Raw genomic sequence first — 18,245 nt, 5'->3', positions numbered from 1 at the left:
CTTTGCGGTGTCTACTTCGGACCGAGATCCTCGGCTCAGGCGTGCCGGTTCCGGCGGATCGTGTGCATCACGAACAGCGTGATCAGCAGGACCAGCAGCCCGCCACCGGTGCCGCCGAGAGCCACGATGACCGGCGCCCAGTCGCGGTGCGCCGCGGGCGGCAGGCCCGACGGGAGCTGCTCGTCCTTCGCGGCGGGGATGCCTTCTTCCTCCGGCACGATGGCCGACAGGGCCGCGACGGGGTTGACCACGCCGTGGCCGATGTAGTTGTCCCGCCCGCCGGGCGCACCGGGGTGCTGGGCCGTGGCTTCGATGCGGTGCATCACCTGCTGCGCGTTCAGGCCCGGGAACTGTGCCCGCACCAGCGCGACCAGACCGGTCACGTACGGCGCGGCGAAGCTGGTGCCCTGGATGGGCTGCAGGTTCCCGCCCTCGACGACCTGGTTGGCCAGCGCCGTGCTCGCCGGCTGCGACGGGTCCAGCGACGTGATGTTGGTGCCCGGCGCCGCGACGCTCACCCACGGGCCGTGCACGCTGAAGTTCGCGACCCCGCCCGTCTCGTCGACGGCGGCGACCGAGAGCACGTCGTCGGAGAACCACGGCGGGCTCACGATCGACTGCGGCTTGTTCGGGTTGGGCTGGTCGTTCTGCTTGCAACTGTCGGACACGTTGCCCGCGGCGGCCACGACCACGATGTTCTTCACGTGCACCGCGTAGTGGATCGCCGCCTGCAGGGCCTGTTCCTGCGGGCTGATCGTGCCGGTCGACTGGCGGCAGTTGTCGACCGACATGTTGATCACGCTGACGTCGCCGCGGTCGGCGGCCCGGCGCACGGCCTTCGCCAGCGTCGTCAGGTTCCCGGCGCCGTCGCCCTGCTGCCTGCTGCCCTTGCCGCTCTGGCTGGAGGAACCGCCGTTGGCGGGCCCGTAGTTCTGGCTGGACTGCCGGATCGACACGATCTGGGTGTCCGGTGCGACGCCCTTGAACCCGATGTCGGCCGGGGTGTTCGCCGCGATGATGCCCGCGACCTCGGTGCCGTGCCCGTCACAGTCCTCGAGGCCGTTGTTGGGCGGGTTGACGTAGTCCCCGCCGCCGATCACGGGATGCTTGAAGTACGGGTGGTTGGTGACGCCGGTGTCGATCACGGCGACGGTCTTGTTGCCGCCGATCGTGCCGGTTTTGGCCAGTGCCAGCCGTTGTGCCTCCTCGATCTGGAGGTAGGTCTGGCCCCACGGCTTGTCCCGGAGGACGAGGTTGTTGTTCAGGTCGCGCTGAACGCATTCGGTGTTCTTCTTGTACGCCTGGTCCGGCTGCCCGTCATCGGAGGGCGGCGATCCCGACGACGGCGGCGGGTAGGCGTAGTAGAGACCGGAGTCGTCGTCGGTCGTCTGCGCCCACGCGCCTGCCGGGCTCATGGTGCCCAGCGCCGCGGCGAGCACGACGACCGCTGTCCTCCCGGGAACCCCCAGCTTGCGCACGTGTGCGCCCTTTCTTCCGGATACCGGGCCCATCAGCCGAACGAGATGTGGCGCAGCGTGCCGTACAGGTCCATCACGGCCAGCGCGAGCGGCAGCACCGTCGCGATGCAGACGGCCTCGAAGATCTCCACGGTGCGGCGCAACGGCGGCGAGAAGCGCTGGTTCGGGAACACCACGCCGACCACGAGCGATCCGGCGGCGACGATGACCAGTGCCGCGAACACCCACAGCAGACGGCCCGTCGTGCCCTGCGAGGACAGCCAGCCGATCAGGATTCCGCCACCGGCGACCATGCCGGTGGTCAGCAGCGCGACCGCCTGCGCGCCGTTGGCGTAGGAACGGGCGCGCAACAGCAGCACGAGCGTGGCGACGACGCCGGTGATGATTCCGAACGCACCCGGCGCGGTGGCCGTGATGATGGCGGCGATCGCGGTGGCGCTGCCGCAGCCGATCAGCAGGCCCGTCATGTAGTTGTGCGCGACGGCGGTGCGGCGCTCGATGACCGCGTAGTCCGGATAGGACGTGTCCTCTTTGAGCTCCTCCGCGGTGCCCGGCACGTTCGGCAGCGGCAGTTTCGCCAGCCAGATCGTCGCCCTCGGCAGCATCGAGATCGCGGCGAGGGAGAACGCCACGGTGCCCGCCGCGATGCCCGCTGCCGGGTGCGCGATCAGGGTGGCGACGGTGAAGGCGAGCACGCCGATCACGCCGGCGGTGGCCGCCGCGATGAACGTCGTGATACCCGAGCCCATGATCATGATCGCCGCGGCGGCGACGATAACCACGAGGCCGCTGCCGAGCAGCAGGTTGGCGCGCACCGTCAGGCCGGGCACGGCGTAGAAGCCCGCGACGAACGCGAACGGCAGCCCGCCCGCGGCGGCGATCACCACACCGGTGGCCTCGGCCTGGTAGCCCTTGACGAGGGTGGCGCCGACGGCGACGCACGCGATCGCGGCGACACCGGCGGTCAGCGCCGCGGCCAGCCCGTTGCCTCCGAACAGCGGACCGCCCGTGAACAGCGCGACCGCGGCGACGAACAGCCCGAGCCCGCCCGCGATGTGCCCGATCCGGTTGGCCGTCTCCTTGGTCCACGGCCGGAAGCTGTCCGGGTCGGCGTCGGCGATGGCGTCCACGACGTCGTCGTACAGCGGGGGTGGCGGGTTCTCGTTGCGCCGGCGCAGCTGCAGCAGCTCGCCGTCGACGACGCCGAGCGAGGCCAGCGTGCGGCTCGGGTCCAGCGGCGAGTCGCCGAGTTTGGCCAGCGACCAGCCGCCGTGCCGTGCGCCGCCGTCCGGCGACGCCTCGTTCGCCATGTCCAGCAGCATCGGCAGCAGATCCGCGACCGCGATGTCCGCCGGCAGAGCGACGTCGATTCTGGTGCGCGGGGCCACCACGGTCACCCTGCTGAATACCGTCGTGCCGGTTGCCACCTGCGTGCCCCCTAAGTAAGAAAATGCTGCGGGCTACTTATACCTAATCAGCGGCCCCGCGGCATCGCCTGCCCATCGTTCGCGCCCGCCGAGGTTGTCCGAAACTGTCCGAAAGTGTCGGTGGGCCGCCCTAGTATTAACGAACCTGGGGTCGCCATGGGGTGGTTTCGCCGCAGAACGCGTGCGGGTTGTCCGGTCTTGCCTCGCGGACAGGCGGTGATTCGCTAACGTGGGGGCGGCCCTGGGCCAGCCAGTCGGTCCGGGCGTCGAGTCGAAGAGGGGTCCCACGCTTGAGCACGCTGCAGTTCAAGAAAACGCCGCGACTGGCCGCACCGCGCCCACCGGGTGGAGAGGTGCATCTCGAGCCGCCGCCCGAGGTCCCGCGCACGATCCCCGGCAGCATCGTGCAGAAGATGATGCCCGTGGTCATGATCGTGGCCACGCTCGGCATGGTCACCGTGATGTTCACCAGCGGCGGTTCGGCGGCGCGCAACCCGCTCACGATGATGTTCCCGCTGATGATGCTCATGTCCATGGGCGGCATGTTCGCCGGTGGCGGCCGCGGCGGCGGGCAGAAGAAAGCGGAGATGAACGAGGACCGCAAGGACTACCTGCGGTACCTGGGTCAGATGCGTGAACGGGCCCGTGAGGCGATGGCCGATCAGCGGGCCGCGCTGGAGTGGGTGCACCCCGATCCCCAGGCGTTGTGGTCGCTGGCGGCGAGCCGCCGGATGTGGGAGCGCCGCCAGAACGATCAGGACTTCCTCCACCTGCGGGTCGGCCGCAGCTCGCACCGGCTGGCAACGCGACTCGTGCCGCCGCAGACCGGCCCGGTCGACGAGCTGGAGCCGATCGCGACGCTGGCGCTGCGCCGGTTCGTGCGGGCGCACTCGATCGTGCCGGATCTGCCCACGCAGATCACGCTGCGCGGGTTCGCCGCGGTCAGCCTGCAGGGTGAGCGTGAGCTGACGCGTGGTCTGACCCGGGCGATGCTGGCGCAGCTGGTCACGTTCCACAGCTGTGACGACGTGCTGATCGCGGTGGCGACGGCGGGCCGGGCGAAGGCCGAGTGGGAATGGGCGAAGTGGCTGCCGCACGTGCAGCATCCGGAGCTGGCCGACGGTATCGGGCAGTTGCGGATGATGGCGGGTTCGCTGCAGCAGATCGAGAACTGGCTGGATGCCGAGCTGCGGGACCGGCCACGGTTCTCGCGTAACGCGACGCCGAGCCCGGACCAGCCGCATGTCGTGATCATCATCGATGACGCGGAGGTCACCCGGGAAGAGCAGATTATCCTGGAGGAGGGTCTGGTCGGCGTCACGCTGATCGACCTGTCCGACTCGCTGGGCAACCTGGCCGCCCGCCGCGGTCTGCGGCTGGTGGTCGAGCCGGACCGGGTCGGTGCGCGCAGCGGTGGCGGTATCGAGTGGTTCGGCAAGCCGGACTTCCTGTCCGTTGTGGAGGCCGAGGCGCTGTCCCGCAAGATCTCGCCGTTCCGGGTGGGGTCGGCGGCGCAGGAGGCCACCGAGGACGAACCTCTGCTGTCCAACCCGACGCTGCTGGAGCTGCTGGGCATCCCGGGCGATCCGATGACCTTCGACGTGCAGCAGGCGTGGCGGCCGCGCCCGATCCGGGACCGCTACCGGGTGCCGTTCGGGGTGGGCGAGTACGGGCAGGCGGTGGAGCTGGACATCAAGGAAGCCGCGGCGGAGGGCATGGGCCCGCACGGGCTGTGCATCGGCGCCACCGGTTCCGGTAAGTCGGAGTTCCTGCGCACGCTGGTGCTGGGCCTTCTGGCCACGCACTCGTCGACCGCGCTGAACATGATCCTGGTGGACTTCAAGGGTGGTGCGACGTTCCTCGGGCTGGACAAGGCGCCGCACGTCGCGGCCACGATCACCAACCTGGCCGGGGACCTGACGCTGGTCGACCGGATGAAGGACGCCATCGCCGGTGAGGTGGCCCGCCGCCAGGAAGTCCTGGCCAAGGGCAACTACAAGAACGTGTGGGACTACGAGAAGGCGCGGGAGAACGGGGCCGACCTCGACCCGCTGCCCGCGTTGTTCATCTGCATCGACGAGTTCTCCGAGATGCTCACGGCCAAGCCGGACTTCATCGACATCTTCCTGCAGATCGGCCGTGTCGGCCGGTCGCTGCAGATGCACATGCTGCTCGCGTCGCAGCGGCTGGAAGAGGGCAAGCTGCGTGGTCTGGACACGTTCCTGTCCTACCGGATCGGGTTGAAGACGTTCTCCGCGGCGGAATCGCGGGCGGCGATCGGGGTGCCGGACGCGTTCGAACTGCCGCCGATCCCGGGTTCGGGGTATCTCTCGACCCAGGGCGCGGGCCTGGTCCGGTTCAAGGCCTCCTATGTGTCCGGTCCCTACCGTCCGGCGGGGATGAAGGCCGCCGGGCCGGTGGCCAACGTGGTCCGGGCGGACAAGCGGCCGCAGCTGTTCGTGCCGGACTTCGTGGAACTGCCGCCCGAACCGGCGCCCGAACCCGAGCCCGTGGCCGCGGCGCCCGCCAAGGACGAGGAGGAGGGCACCGAACCGACCGAGCTCGAGGTGATCGTCGACCGGTTGATCGGGCAGGGCCCGCCGGCGCACGAGGTGTGGCTGCCGCCGCTGGACGAGCCGAACTCGCTGGACACCCTGCTGCCCAACCTCAACCCCACCGAGGACCGCGGTCTCTCGCCGGTCGGGTTCTTCGGCAACGGCAAGCTGCAGGTGCCGATCGGGATCGTGGACCGGCCCTTCGAGCAGCGCCGCGACCCGCTGTGGGCGGACTTCTCCGGTGCGGCCGGGCACGGTGTCGTCGTCGGTGGCCCGCAGTCGGGTAAGTCGACGCTGCTGCGCACGTTGATCATGTCGATGGCGTTGTCCAACACCCCGGAGGAGGCGCAGTTCTACTGCATCGACCTCGGTGGTGGCACCCTGGCCGGGCTGTCGGAGCTGCCGCACGTCGGTGGTGTCGCGGTGGCCCGCCGCGAGCCGGACAAGGCGCGGCGGATCGTGGCCGAGCTCAACACCCTCGCCAACGAGCGGGAAGGCCGGTTCGGGGCGATGGGCATCGACTCGATGGCCGACTTCCGCAACCGCAAGCGGCGCGGTGAAATCACCGCCGAGCAGGACCCGTTCGGGGACGCCTTCCTGATCGTGGACGGGTGGCGGGCGATCCGCGACGACTTCGAGGAGCTGGAGCCACAGATCACGGCACTGGCGCAGCGCGGTCTCGCCTACGGCGTGCACGTGATCATCTCGGCCAGCCGGTGGGCGGACATCCGCCCGGCGATCAAGGACATGCTGGGTACCCGGTTCGAGCTGCGCCTGGGTGACCCGAGTGAGTCCGATATCGACCGTCGTACCGCGGTCAACGTGCCTGAAGGCCGCCCCGGTCGCGGGTTGACCCGTGACCGGCTGCACATGCTGACCGGTCTGCCCCGTATCGACGGATCGAGCAGCACCGAGGACGTCGCCGCCGGGGTCGCCGACGCGGTCGCCAAGGTCAAGGCCGCGTGGCAGGGCCGGATCGCGCCGCAGGTGCGGCTGCTGCCCGAGATGGTCGGCTATGACGAGGTGCTGTCGATGGACAAACAGCGCCACACCAAGCTCGTCCCGATCGGTATCAACGAGGACGAGCTGGCGCCGGTGTACCTCGATTTCGAAGCCGACCCGCACTTCATCGCCTTCGCCGACGGCGAGTCCGGCAAGACGAACCTGCTGCGGCAGATCGCGCGCGGCATCACCGAGCGCTACACCGCCAAGGAAGCCGTCATCGTGCTGGTCGACTACCGGCGCACCATGCTCGGCTTCGTCGAGGGCGCGCACCTGCTCGGCTACGCCGTGTCGTCCAACCAGCTCGACGGCATGATCAAGGACATCCACGGGTCCATGACCCGTCGGCTGCCCGGCCCCGACGTCACCCAGGACCAGCTGCGTAACCGGTCCTGGTGGAAGGGCCCGGAACTGTTCGTCATCGTCGACGACTACGACCTGGTCGCCACCCAGTCCTCCAACCCGCTCAAACCCCTGTCGGAATTCCTGGCCCAGGCCAAGGACGTCGGCCTGCACGTGATCGTGGCGCGCCGCACCGGTGGCGCGTCCCGGGCCTCCTACGACCCGATCATCGGCAAGCTCAAGGAAATCGCCGCACCCGGCATCGTGATGAACGGCAGCAAGGACGAAGGACAACTGCTGGGCAACGTCAAACCCGGCCCCATGCCACCCGGCCGAGGCACGCTCGTGAGCCGCAAGGTCGGCAAGCAGCTCATGCAGGTGTCGTGGACCCAGCCCGAGTGACCTCACGCCGGTCCGCGGACGGCGGACGGCGCGTACCCCGCGCCGCTTCCGCCGCCCGGGGCCGCGCGCGGGCTGCGGCGTCGCCCGTACCCGGCCCCGCCATGTCCAACAGCGCTCCCGCCCACCTCGGGGGCCGCCAGTGACGGTGCGGGTCGCGGTGGACTTCGGCACGTCGAGCACGTGCGTCGTCGTGTCGGTCAACGGCCGCGATCCCCAGGTGGTGGTGATCGACGGCCAGCCGTTGATGTCCTCGGCCGTGTACGCCGCCGCCGACGGCACGTTGTTCGTCGGCCAGGAGGCCGAGCGTCAGGCGGCGATGGACCCGTCTCGTTACGAGCCCAACCCGAAGCGGCGGATCGACGAGGGCGAACTGCTGCTCGGCGACAGTGTCCTGCGGGTCACCGACGTCGTCCATGCCGTCCTGCTGCGTGCCGTGTCCGAGGCGCGGCGGCTCGCCGGTGGCGCCGAAGTGAACCTTCTCGTGCTGACCCACCCCGCGGACTGGGGTGCGGTCCGCACCCGGCTGCTGCGCCAGGCCGCGGGCGGGCTGGCCCGCGAGGTGACGCTGGTGCCCGAACCGGTCGCGGCCGCGGTGTTCCACGCCGCCACGTTCGCGCCGGCCGAGGTGAACCGCGACCGGACCGTCGAGGTGAGCCGCAGGCCGGGGGAGAACCTCGCCGTGCTCGACCTCGGCGGTGGCACCGTCGACGTGAGCGTGGTGAGCAGGCCGCCCGCGAATCCGGGGCGGCGCGGCGGTTTCCAGGTGCTCGCCACGCGTGGCGATCCCAGTTTCGGTGGCGCCGACGTGGACCAGGCGCTGCTGGAGCACGTCGGCGGTCTGGTGTCCTCCGCGGCCCCTGATGCCTGGCGCGAACTGGTCGAGGGCCGCGAGCTGGCCGATCGGCGACGGCGCCGGGTGCTGCGGCAGGACGTACGCGGGGCCAAGGAAACGTTGTCCCGGCACGCCTACACCGACGTGCCGATGCCCGAGCCGTTCGCCGACGCACACGTCACGCGCGACGATCTCGAGAAGCTCATCGAGGCGCCGCTGAGCCGCGCCGTCGAACTGACGCGCGCCGCGATCGAGGAGGCGGGGCTGCGGCCGAAGCAGCTGAGCGCGATCTTCCTCGTCGGGGGCTCCAGCCGGATCCCGATGATCTCCCGGCTGATCCACGAACGCACCGGCGTCGTACCGACCACTTTGGACCAGCCGGAAACCGTGGTGGCGCGGGGTGCCCTGCTCGCGGTGCGCACCGAGCTGGAGCGCACGGCGCCGCCCCGCCCGCCCGTGCGCCGGCCGGTTCCCGATCAGCGCACGGAAATCGTCCGCCCACCCGCGCGTCCGGCGCCGGTGCCGCATCAGCAGTTCGCGGGACGTCCCTCGGGCGGACCGCCCCGGCCGCCCGCTCCGCCGCCGGTCTCAGCGCCCCACGGCATGCCCGCCGCGGAACCGTCTCCTCGCAAGCGGCGCAAGCTCCCGTGGCTGATCGGCGGCGCGGTGGTCGTGATCGCCGCGGTCGTGGTCGGCCTGGTGGTGCTGCTCAACCAGGACGACTCGCCCCCGGGGAAAGTCGTCGCGCAGTATCACTACCAGTTCTCGTTCCCGCAGGACTGGACGCAGACCGGTGGTAACCCGCAGACGCGCGAGACGCTGATCAAACCGGAGAACGCGGTGAAGGAAAACGACGCGATCTCGGTACAGGAGTTCCCACTGGACTTCGACGCGTCCGCGAATCCCCGGCAGCTGGCGGACAATCTCAACGCGCAGGCCGCGAAGGCGGGTCCCGCGTACACGGGTTTCAATCCGGATGCGACGTTCGCGGGCCGGAAGGTCGTCTACTACCGGCAGAACGGGGATTTCGGCCCGATCGACTGGTATGTGGTCGCGAAGGGCACTGTTCAGGTGAATGTCGCGTGCCAATACGCGACGCAGGCAGGCCACGATCGTGTCGCGTCCGCCTGCGATCAGGTGGTGCGCACGGTTGTGGTCACCGGCTGAGGTTCCGCGCCGAAACCGATTCGTGTCGCCGCCCAGCCCCACAAGTGTGATCGTGGCGAGGATTTCGCATGCGCGAATCCCGCACATTTCCCGAGGTTGGCGCCCATTTTCGAGTTCGGTTCCACGGTCGGGCATTCACTCTCGCAACTGTTTCCAGGCAAAGCGCGACAAGGTGGAACCAACCATGGCAAGGTCTTCGTCGTAGGTCCGTACCACAACGGCAGTGCGGACAACACCACTAACGAAGGGGGTAACCTCTGATGGCAGGCGGTTTTACCGGGGACCCGGCAGACTTTGCGGCGGCCCACCAGAAGGTGAACGAGACCAAGCTGGCGATGGACCAGAACCTGAAGCAGCTGGCCAGCGCGATCGAGGCCACTCAGGCCGGTTGGTCCGGTCCGGCCGCGAAGGTCTTCCAGGAAGTCATGGATGCCTTCGGCCAGAAGTCGATGAAGCTGAACGAGGCGCTCGAGCACATCGCCGAGATGCTGAAGTCCTCGGGTGTTCAGTACGAGACCCAGGACCAGGACGTGCAGTCGCAGGTCAGCTCGCTGCAGGCCGCCCTTGAGGGCCTGTAAGTCTTCATTCACCTTTCACCTGAACTTTCTAGCCAAATCGGAGGGAAAAAATGCCTGACGGCGCAATGAAGGTTGATTACGCGACCATTCACCAGGCTTCGGACGACTGCAAGAAGACCGGTGGTGAGATCGAGTCGCTGTTCGACCAGCTCAAGAGCGACATCTCGCCGCTGACGCAGAGCTGGACCGGTGACGCGCAGGACGCGTGGCACCAGCGCCAGGAGGAGTGGAACCGCGCGCTCGAGGACATGAAGAGCCTGCTGGCTCGCATTGCCACCGCGCTGCCGCAGATCGCGGACGGCTACCAGTCGACCGACTCCGGCATCACCAAGATGTTCGGCGGCTGATCACCAGCCTCGCAGCAAGAAGGCCCCGGCTTCATCGCTGGGGCCTTCTTGCTTTTCTGTCTACTTAGGAGCACCGACCTCGAACTGTGCGTCCTCGTTGAGCACCCGCACGGTGACCTTTTTCGGTTGCCCCGCAACGGTTACCGAGCAGTCGAAGGTGGTGCCGGTCTTGGCCGGCTGGTCGGCGGGGCAGCTGACGTCGCGGAGATCGCCCTCGCCGAAGTCCTCGCGCAGTACTTTTTGGACACTGCCCTGTACGGCCTGCTGATCGAGCGTGTCACCCTGGAACAGCCCGAGCAGCCACCCCGCGACGCCACCGGACGCCAACACGACGACCACTCCGGCCCCGATCAGCCACGGCTTCTTGGAGCGCTGCTTTTTCGGTGCCGCGTCGGAGAAAACCCCGAGCCCGCCGTAAGAACTGCCTTGAGAGGGAGCTTCCCCGGCCGCTGGCGGTTGTTCCGGCTGCGGCCCAGTGGCGGGTTGCCAATACTGCTGGGGCTGGGGCCCGCTCGCGGGCGCCGGATGCTGCTGCGGCTGCGGACCCGTGGTGGGTTGCCATCGCTGTGGCTCGGGCGCGGCGGTGGGTTGCCATTGCTGAGGCTGGGGTCCCGTGCTGGGTTGCCATTGCTGTTGTGACTGAGGCCCGGCCGTCGGCGGCTGGGGTTGGGGTCCGCTCCCGGGTTGCCACCACTGCGCCTGCTGTTGCCAGGACTGCGACGCCTGCTGCCCCTGCACCGGCTGCGGTTGCCACGGTGCCGCGCCCTGCACCGACGCGGTGGCGTCGGAGGGCCCCTGCGGCCAAGCCTGGCCAGGCTGCCACTGCGGCGCCTGCCCGGTCCACTGTGGCGTGTGACCGGCGGCTGCCTGCCCGGTCCACTGCTGGGCCTGGCCGCCAGGCTGCGCTGACCACTGCGCACCCGCCTGCGACGCCCCGGACTGGGGCGACCCGGCCTGGGTCGTCCCGCCCTGGGGCGACCCCGCCTGGGCTGCCTCGCTTTCCGGCGCCCACTGCTGCGACGCCCCGGACTGGGGCGACCCGGCCTGGGGTGCCCCGTTCTGCGGCGCCCCGCTTTGCGGCGCCCATAACTGCGGCGTCCCGCCCTGGGCCGAGCCAGTCTGGGTCGAGCCATCCTGCTGCGCCCCGCCCTGCGAAGCCCCTTCCTGGGCCGAGCCAGACTTCAACGCCTCCACATCCGGCGCCCCAGCCCCCGGCAGCCACGACTGTCCATTCCAGCCACCGGCGGCTCCGGCCGTCCCACCCGTCCCGGCCGTCCCGCCGGCCCTGGGCACCTCCCACTCGCTTCGCTGCTGATCACCCATCACGTCACCTGCCCTGGATTTCGCCCATGCGGGCGTAGAAGTCGCGCACCGCGGCGCTGTCGGTCAGGGCCGTGACCTGTGCCGGGTCGGGCACCTTCGGCAGGTCGTTGTCCGTCGGCGTGCCGTCGAGCCGGTAGTGCATCTCGATCTCCAGCTCGTGCCCGTCGCCCGGGATCTTGCCGCTCATCTCCAGCTCGGTCAGCTTCGACCGCGCGTCCAGGACGATCCGCGCCCGCAGCGTCTGCTTCTTCATCGCGTCCGTGATCTGGTTCGCGATCGAGTCCGGGAACACGACCACCCGGTTGTCCAAAAACGCCGCCAGCGTCACGTCGGCCGTCAGCTCGACGCTCCCGTCGGCGCGGCTGTTCGCCGTCTTCGCCCCCTTGTTCTGGTCCACCGAATCGGACACCGCCCCGAGCATCTTGCACACGTCCTGCCCGCCGCCCCAGAAGCATTCGTTCAGATCACCCGCCGTGTAGGGCATCGACACCCACGGTGTCGGCGCGAGGCTCGCGTACACGGGCCCGAGCAGCATGTACTCGACCGGGCTGTTCGCCGGATGGAAGGTGTCCAGGTACTCGTTCGAGTCGGTGTTGGAGTGGTTCTTGACCAGCCGCGCGGGCGGATGGCCCAGCTGCACGGCGGTGTGGGTCGCGTTCATCTTGCGCGCGTCGAACCGCGCGAAGATGTCCAGCACGCTCTTGCGGCTGTCGTTGCCGCCGAGCTGCTTGGACAGCGTCTCCAGGGTCTTGGCGAACTTGGTACTGACGTAGGTGGCCGCCTCGTCGCCGTTCGGCACCGGCGTCCCCGCCTTCGCGCTCCCGCAGGCCGTCGTGACCAACGCCACGCACGCCAGCGCGACGCCCAACCTCCGAGCCTTCACGGGCCGCCCCCTCGTGTCATAGCCGTCCGACCCGGCGCCAGACTAGTATGTGGTCCTCGGGTACCCCCGCTTCACAGACCACGGAATCGAGGGGGTATCTTCATATGTCGTTGTGCGTTGCGGCGCCCACGGCGCTCGGCCCGCACTCGACCCCACACGCAAGTTGACGACGAGGTAGACCCTTGCCCACGTACAGCCCCAAGCCCGGCGATGTGACCCGTGCCTGGCACGTGATCGATGCCGAAGATGTCGTGCTCGGCCGGCTCGCGACCGAGGTCGCTACGCTGCTGCGCGGCAAGCACAAGCCGACCTTCGCTCCCCATGTGGACACCGGTGACTTCGTCATCATCGTGAACGCCGAGAAGGTCGCGCTCACCGGTAACAAGCGCGACCAGAAGTTCGCGTACCGCCACAGCGGTTACCCGGGTGGTCTGCGCAAGCGCTCGTTCGGCGAGCTGCTCGACACCCGGCCCGAGCGCCTGCTCGAGAAGGTCGTCAAGGGCATGCTCCCGAAGAACAAGCTCGGCCGCGCCCAGGCGAAGAAGCTGAAGGTCTACGCAGGCCCGGAGCACCCGCACGGCGCCCAGCAGCCGCAGCCGTTCCAGATCACCAAGATCGCGCAGGTCGCCAAATGAGTGAGGAAACGTTCGTGACCAGCACCGAGACCGAGGCCGCCGAGGGCACCGAGGCGGTCGTGACCAGCGAGACGCCCGCCGCCCCGCGTCCGACGCGCGCCGCCGGCGGCTCCGCGCAGACCGTCGGCCGCCGCAAGGAGGCCGTCGTCCGCGTGCGGCTCGTTCCCGGCACCGGCGAGTTCAAGCTCAACGGCAAGAGCCTCGAGCAGTACTTCCCCAACAAGGTGCACCAGCAGCTCATCCGCGAGCCGCTGGTCACGGTCGACAAGCCCGAGTCGTTCGACGTCTTCGGCAACCTCACCGGCGGCGGCATCTCCGGCCAGGCCGGTGCGCTGCGCCTGGCGATCGCCCGTGCGCTCGTCGAGGTCGACGCGGAGGACCGCCCGGCGCTGAAGAAGGCCGGCTTCCTCACCCGTGACGCGCGTGCCACCGAGCGCAAGAAGTACGGCCTCAAGAAGGCCCGCAAGGCTCCGCAGTACAGCAAGCGCTGATCGAGCGCGGTTTTCGTCGAAGGCGTCCATCCGGCACCGGGTGGACGCCTTCTTCGTTAGCGGGCGGCTTCCCGTTTCGCAACCCCGAGCCGGGGTTTACCTTCGATCGAGGGACGCTAGGTTGTCCGGGTCGCAGAGGTTCGAGGAGAGGATCAGATGGCTCGCCTGTTCGGCACCGACGGCGTTCGCGGTCTCGCGAACGGGGACCTGACACCTGAACTCGCGCTCGCGGTCGCGGCCAGCGCCGCGCGCGTGCTCGCCGCCCACGATCGCTCGCACCGTCCGGTGGCGGTGGTCGGCCGGGATCCGCGGGCCAGTGGCGAGATGCTGGAGTCCGCCGTCGTCGCCGGGCTCGCCTCGGCCGGCGCCGACGTGCTGCGCGTCGGCGTGCAGCCCACACCCGCCGTGGCGCACCTCGTCGGTGCGCTCGAAGCCGACCTCGGCGTCATGATCTCCGCGTCGCACAATCCGATGCCGGACAACGGCATCAAGCTGTTCGCGGCCGGCGGGCACAAGCTGCCCGACGGCATCGAGGACGAGATCGAGGCCGGACTGCCGGGCAACGGCACCCGCCCGACCGGTGCGGAGATCGGCAGGGTCACCGACGTGGCCGACGCGATCGACCGCTACTCCGCGCACCTGCTCACCGCGCTCCCGCATCCGCTGACCGGCCTGCGCGTCGTCGTGGACTGCGCGAACGGCGCGGCCTCGGTCGCCGCCCCGGACGTCTACCGGAAGGCGGGCGCCGAGGTGATCGCCATCCACGCCGGACCCGACGGCATCAACATCAACGACAACTGCGGTTCCACCCACATGGAGCAGCTGCAGTCCGCCGTCCGCGAGCACGCCGCCGACCTCGGCATCGCACACGACGGCGACGCGGACCGCTGCCTTGCCGTGGACGCGTCCGGCCAACTGGTCGACGGCGACCAGATCATGGCGATACTGGCGCTCGGCATGGCGGAGTCCGGCGAGCTCACGCACAACACGCTCGTCGCCACCGTGATGAGCAACCTCGGCCTGCACCTGGCCATGCGCGAGCACGGCGTCGAGATCCGCACGACCGCCGTCGGGGACCGCTACGTGCTGGAGGAATTGCGGACCGGTGGGTACGCGCTGGGCGGCGAACAATCGGGACACGTCGTGCTTCCCGACACCGCGACCACCGGTGACGGCCTGCTGACCGCGTTGCGCGTGATGAGCCGGGTCGCCGCGACGGGCAAACCGCTGGGGGAGCTGGCCGGTGTGATGCGGCGGCTGCCGCAGGTCCTGGTCAACGTGCCGGTGGCGGACAAGGCCGCGGTCGCGGCTTCGGAGGCCGTGCGGGACGCCGTCCGCGCCGTCGAGGCCGAACTGGGCGGCGAGGGCCGTGTCCTGCTCCGCCCTTCGGGCACCGAACAACTCGTCCGCGTGATGGTCGAGGCCCCCGCACACGACACGGCGCAGGCCGCCGCCGACCGGCTCGCGGGCGTGGTGTCCTCGGCTTCGTAACCCGTTTCCCGAGTTTGCGCCGGTCTGTACATTCTGTGCATATGCGACGGCACCGCGCGACGCGCGGATGCGTCGTAGGTGCGGCAGTGCCGATCCGGACCACGCGAGCAGGGGGAGACCATGCCAAACGGGGGTTACCAGGCCGATACCGGCCAGCTGAGCGCGGGTGCGAACGCCTACACCCAGGAAGGCGACGCGCTCAGCCAGGCGGCCTCGAAACTCACGCCCACCGTCGCGGCGGGTCAGGTCGGCGAGGCGTTCTCGGACGTCGCGGGTAAATACACCGAGGCCTTCACCAAGTTCAAGAACGGCGTGGCCGCGTTCGGCAGTAAGGCCGGCGAATTCGGTGGGTCGCTCGGCTCGGCGTCGCAGAAGTACTCGGCGAACGAGCAGACGCAGCAGCGTTCGATTCCGGGGCAGGGCTGATCATGGGCAACCTCTTCGAGGAGTTCGCGAAGGAAGCCGGGGAGAAGGAGTTCAGCCCGGACGACATCAAGCAGATGCGGGGAATGCTTGATGACCCGAACGTGTCCAACGACCTCAAGCAGAACATGCTGTACGCGCTGTCGAACATGGGCGCGATCAGCGACTCCGAGATCGACCAGTACGCGGGCAAGATCGGCGCGAACGCCGACGACATCAAAAGCGGTGGCCAGGCGCCGCTGGAGAACATCGCCAACGCCAAGGCATCGCTGCCCGCGGCGCGGGAACAGCAGCGGCTGGGGCAGGCGAAGAAGCAGCTCGACGACAGCCAGAAGCGGCTGGACGAAGGAAACTTCAAGAACTCCGACGAGATCATCGACCAGGGTGACGTCGGGCTGAAGATCTTCGACGACTTCTATCCGCGCTACACCAAGGCCGGCGGTCAGTCCACTATGGGCGGTGGTGCGGACGCGCCGGGCGCCGGACTCGACCCGCAAAGCCTGCGCGCGACCACGAAACAGTTCCGTGGCATCGATTTCAGCGCGTTCAAGACCGACGCCGACGCGCTGACCGCGGCGGGCAAGAGCGTCGGGGACGCGAACCAGCAGCTGTCCGGCGCGTGGGCCAACAACATGTCGAGCTGGAAGGGTTCCGGCGCCACGGCCGCGAGCCAGTTCAAGGCCAAATTGGACGCCGGTTCGGCCGCGCTCGCGCAGGCGCTGAACAACGCGCCGCCGACGATCACCCAGGGCATCGGCACCATCGAGAAGCAGGTCACCGATTTCGCCAAGCAGGTACACAATCAGTACGGCGACGGCAAGATCGCGCAAATGACGCCGGAGGACGTCGACACCCTGTTGCAGAGCAAGGAACAGCTGCCCGGGGTCATTCAGCAGCTGGAGCAGAAGATCCAGGAGCTGAACAGCCGCAGCACGTTCGACAAGATCGTGGGCGGCGTGCTCGGGGTCATCGCCTTTCCGTTCATCGGCCCGATCAACGCGATCATCGGGGTCACCCTCGCGCATGAGATCACCGAGGACAACATCCGGGAAGAGACCCAGAAGTACAAGCAGGCACTCTCCAGCGCCGAGGCGAAGCTGCAGCAGTTCACCCAGGAGTACGCGACGAAGGCGAACTCCGTGCACCAGCAGGCGGACAACGCCAAGCAGGGTGTGCAGCAGTCCTACGACGCGATGATCCAGGGGATGGGCAAGGGCCTGGAGCAGGACCCGTTCGCCCAGGTCGGTTCGCCGGGCAAGGGAACCGGCGGCACGGGCGGGACCGGCGATGGTTCCGGTAACGGCAACGGTTCCGGCGGGACGGGGCCCGCACCCGGCGGCACGGGCGCCGGTGGCACTCCGGCCGCGACGACGCCCGAGGCCAGCACCCCGAGTGATCCGGCGCAGGTGGCCGAGGCGGCGAAGAAGGAAGCCGAGCAGGGCGTCAACCCGATCACCGGCAAGCCGCTGGAGGTCGACCCGTCAACCGGCCAGCCGTACCCGATCGACCCCAAAACGGGCGAGGCGATCAAGGACGCCGGTGACGATCAGGACACCGTGACCGTCAAGAAGGGCAACAACACGATCGAGATGTCCGAGCCGGGCAAGGACGGCAAGATGGACATCAAGGTCGACGACGGCGCCGGGCACGCGAAGGACTACAAGCTCGACTGGGGCGACGACAAGGCCGGCGCCGGTGGCGCCGCGGGCGCTGGTGGTGCCGGCGGTGCGGCGGCTACTGGTGCCGGGGGTGCTGGTGCGGCCGGTGACGCGGCAGGTGCCGCCGGTGCGGGGGCTGCGGGCGCCGGTGCCGATGGCGCGGCGGGTGCGCACGGCGCCGCGGGCGAGAAGGCTTACACGCCAGGCCCGGACGGCAAGATCCACATCGAGGACGGCAACCTCAAGATCACCGCCGAACGCCCCGAGGGCCCGAACGGCCCGACGGTCGTGACCGTCGACGACGGCTCCGGCACCCCGACGACCTACACCCTCGGCGAGGAGAAGGGCGAGGGCGCCGGTGGGGCCGCCGGGGCAGGTGGCGCTGATGGCTCCGGTGGTGCGGCTGGGGCCGCCGCTGGGACACCTGGGACCGCTGGGGCGGCGGGTGGTGCCGCCGGCGCGGCTGGGGCGGCCGGTGGCGACAGTGCGGCCGGGACTGCTGCCGGTGCCGCTGGTGCAGGCAGTGCCGATGGCGCTGCAGGCTCACCAGGGGCTACCCATGGTGCTGCAGGCACCGAAGGCGCCGCCGGAGCAGCGAGCGGAGCGGCCGGCGGAACCGGCATGGGCGGCTTCACCGCACCGGGCGGTGTGGACGTCGACGGCGCAAGCAGCGCCCCAGACCCCGCCCAGCACTCCGACCCCGTCCAGCACTCCGACCCCGTCCAGCACACAGACCCCGCCCAGCAGACGGCGCCCGCGAACGCCGCCACCGACGCCATCGCCGCCGGGGCGGTTGCCGGAGGCGCCGACGCCGGGGGCGGTGCCTCGGCCGCGATGGGCGGCGTCAGCGGCTCACTCGGCGACCCGAGCTCCCTCGGTGACCATGGCTCGCTCGGCCAGGGCCCGCACACCGGCACGGCCATGCCGCAGCCCGGCCAGCCCGGCCAGCCCAGCCTCGGCGTGGCACCGGGCGGGGTGGGCGATGCGGCCGCTCACCAGGGGCAGCAGTCCGGCGGCGGCATGGGCAGCCTCGGCATGATGGGCGGAATGGGCGGTATGGGTGGCGCCGGCGGCGGGGGCGGCGACCAGGAACGCAGCTCCACCGCGTACCGCATCGACGGCGGCATCTTCAACACGAACGGCAGCGGCGGCCGCATCAGTGGATCGCTGGACGACGAGGGCGACCGTTCCGTCAGCTACGAGAGGTAGGC

General features: G+C 69.7%; 14 protein-coding genes. 10 read left to right on the top strand and 4 right to left on the bottom strand.

The features are described 5' to 3' along the window. Positions 1 to 35 precede the first annotated feature (35 nt). Both mycP and eccD read right to left on the bottom strand, forming a co-directional pair. On the bottom strand, positions 36 to 1,478 hold the full coding sequence (gene mycP / locus HFP15_RS25990) for a type VII secretion-associated serine protease mycosin (RefSeq protein WP_312871747.1): 1,443 nt from the start codon (positions 1,476 to 1,478) through the stop codon (positions 36 to 38). Between the two features lie 32 nt (positions 1,479 to 1,510). Then, complete coding sequence (eccD, locus tag HFP15_RS25985; RefSeq protein WP_168519378.1) at positions 1,511 to 2,905, bottom strand: type VII secretion integral membrane protein EccD; 1,395 nt, start codon at positions 2,903 to 2,905, stop codon at positions 1,511 to 1,513. Between the two features lie 290 nt (positions 2,906 to 3,195). Here eccD and eccCa point away from each other — a divergent pair, with 290 nt between their 5' ends. From eccCa to HFP15_RS25965, 4 genes are all read left to right on the top strand, one after another. Beyond that, positions 3,196 to 7,206 carry a type VII secretion protein EccCa gene (gene eccCa / locus HFP15_RS25980; protein ID WP_168519377.1) on the top strand — a complete coding sequence of 1,337 codons (4,011 nt, stop codon included), beginning with the start codon at positions 3,196 to 3,198 and terminating at the stop codon, positions 7,204 to 7,206. 139 nt (positions 7,207 to 7,345) lie between these two features. After that, positions 7,346 to 9,205, top strand: coding sequence for a type VII secretion-associated protein (locus HFP15_RS25975; RefSeq protein WP_168519376.1), 1,860 nt, complete (start codon positions 7,346 to 7,348; stop codon positions 9,203 to 9,205). Between the two features lie 260 nt (positions 9,206 to 9,465). Then, positions 9,466 to 9,783, top strand: coding sequence for a WXG100 family type VII secretion target (locus HFP15_RS25970; RefSeq protein WP_168519375.1), 318 nt, complete (start codon positions 9,466 to 9,468; stop codon positions 9,781 to 9,783). A 50-nt stretch (positions 9,784 to 9,833) separates the two neighbouring features. Continuing rightward, a complete protein-coding gene (locus tag HFP15_RS25965) occupies positions 9,834 to 10,130 on the top strand; it encodes a WXG100 family type VII secretion target (RefSeq protein ID WP_168519374.1) in 297 nt (98 codons plus the stop codon). A 60-nt stretch (positions 10,131 to 10,190) separates the two neighbouring features. Here the strand turns inward: HFP15_RS25965 and HFP15_RS42955 are convergent, their stop codons facing one another. Next, positions 10,191 to 10,469: a DUF4333 domain-containing protein gene (locus tag HFP15_RS42955; RefSeq protein WP_312871746.1), complete on the bottom strand. Its 279-nt coding sequence runs from the start codon at positions 10,467 to 10,469 to the stop codon at positions 10,191 to 10,193. Positions 10,470 to 10,814: 345 nt separating this feature from the next. Here HFP15_RS42955 and HFP15_RS42950 point away from each other — a divergent pair, with 345 nt between their 5' ends. Continuing rightward, complete coding sequence (locus HFP15_RS42950) at positions 10,815 to 11,039, top strand: hypothetical protein (protein WP_246272040.1); 225 nt, start codon at positions 10,815 to 10,817, stop codon at positions 11,037 to 11,039. Between the two features lie 418 nt (positions 11,040 to 11,457). Here HFP15_RS42950 and HFP15_RS25955 read toward each other — a convergent pair whose 3' ends face one another. After that, positions 11,458 to 12,336, bottom strand: a complete 879-nt coding sequence (locus HFP15_RS25955; RefSeq protein ID WP_312871745.1) for a hypothetical protein — start codon at positions 12,334 to 12,336, stop codon at positions 11,458 to 11,460. A 182-nt stretch (positions 12,337 to 12,518) separates the two neighbouring features. On the opposite strand from HFP15_RS25955, the gene rplM reads away from it, so the two are divergent. The 5 genes from rplM (at position 12,519) to HFP15_RS42250 (ending at position 18,243) form a co-directional block, all read left to right on the top strand. Beyond that, on the top strand, positions 12,519 to 12,971 hold the full coding sequence (gene rplM, locus HFP15_RS25950; RefSeq protein ID WP_168519372.1) for a 50S ribosomal protein L13: 453 nt from the start codon (positions 12,519 to 12,521) through the stop codon (positions 12,969 to 12,971). 14 nt (positions 12,972 to 12,985) lie between these two features. Next, positions 12,986 to 13,462 (top strand): 30S ribosomal protein S9, encoded by a 477-nt coding sequence (rpsI, locus tag HFP15_RS25945; protein ID WP_168519443.1) that lies wholly within the window; start codon positions 12,986 to 12,988, stop codon positions 13,460 to 13,462. Positions 13,463 to 13,618: 156 nt separating this feature from the next. Then, complete coding sequence (gene glmM, locus HFP15_RS25940) at positions 13,619 to 14,953, top strand: phosphoglucosamine mutase (RefSeq protein ID WP_168519371.1); 1,335 nt, start codon at positions 13,619 to 13,621, stop codon at positions 14,951 to 14,953. 120 nt (positions 14,954 to 15,073) lie between these two features. After that, entirely contained in the window at positions 15,074 to 15,379 is a 306-nt protein-coding gene (locus tag HFP15_RS25935; RefSeq protein ID WP_168519370.1) for a hypothetical protein, read from the top strand. Between the two features lie 2 nt (positions 15,380 to 15,381). Continuing rightward, entirely contained in the window at positions 15,382 to 18,243 is a 2,862-nt protein-coding gene (locus HFP15_RS42250; protein WP_210717856.1) for a hypothetical protein, read from the top strand. Positions 18,244 to 18,245 lie beyond the last annotated feature (2 nt).

This window comes from Amycolatopsis acididurans, assembly GCF_012328925.1.
Classification (GTDB): Bacteria; Actinomycetota; Actinomycetes; order Mycobacteriales; family Pseudonocardiaceae; genus Amycolatopsis_E; species Amycolatopsis_E acididurans.
Note: the sequence above shows the minus strand (reverse complement) of the source record. Positions and strands in the feature narration are given on the sequence as shown.

What these genes read in the sequence shown, in the direction of transcription:
- HFP15_RS25970 (WP_168519375.1), top strand. Translation starts at nt 9,466, where the DNA reads ATGGCAGGCGGTTTTACCGGGGACCCGGCAGACTTTGCGGCGGCCCAC.
- HFP15_RS25965 (WP_168519374.1), top strand. Translation starts at nt 9,834, where the DNA reads ATGCCTGACGGCGCAATGAAGGTTGATTACGCGACCATTCACCAGGCT.
- glmM (WP_168519371.1), top strand. Translation starts at nt 13,619, where the DNA reads ATGGCTCGCCTGTTCGGCACCGACGGCGTTCGCGGTCTCGCGAACGGG.
- HFP15_RS25935 (WP_168519370.1), top strand. Translation starts at nt 15,074, where the DNA reads ATGCCAAACGGGGGTTACCAGGCCGATACCGGCCAGCTGAGCGCGGGT.
- HFP15_RS42250 (WP_210717856.1), top strand. Translation starts at nt 15,382, where the DNA reads ATGGGCAACCTCTTCGAGGAGTTCGCGAAGGAAGCCGGGGAGAAGGAG.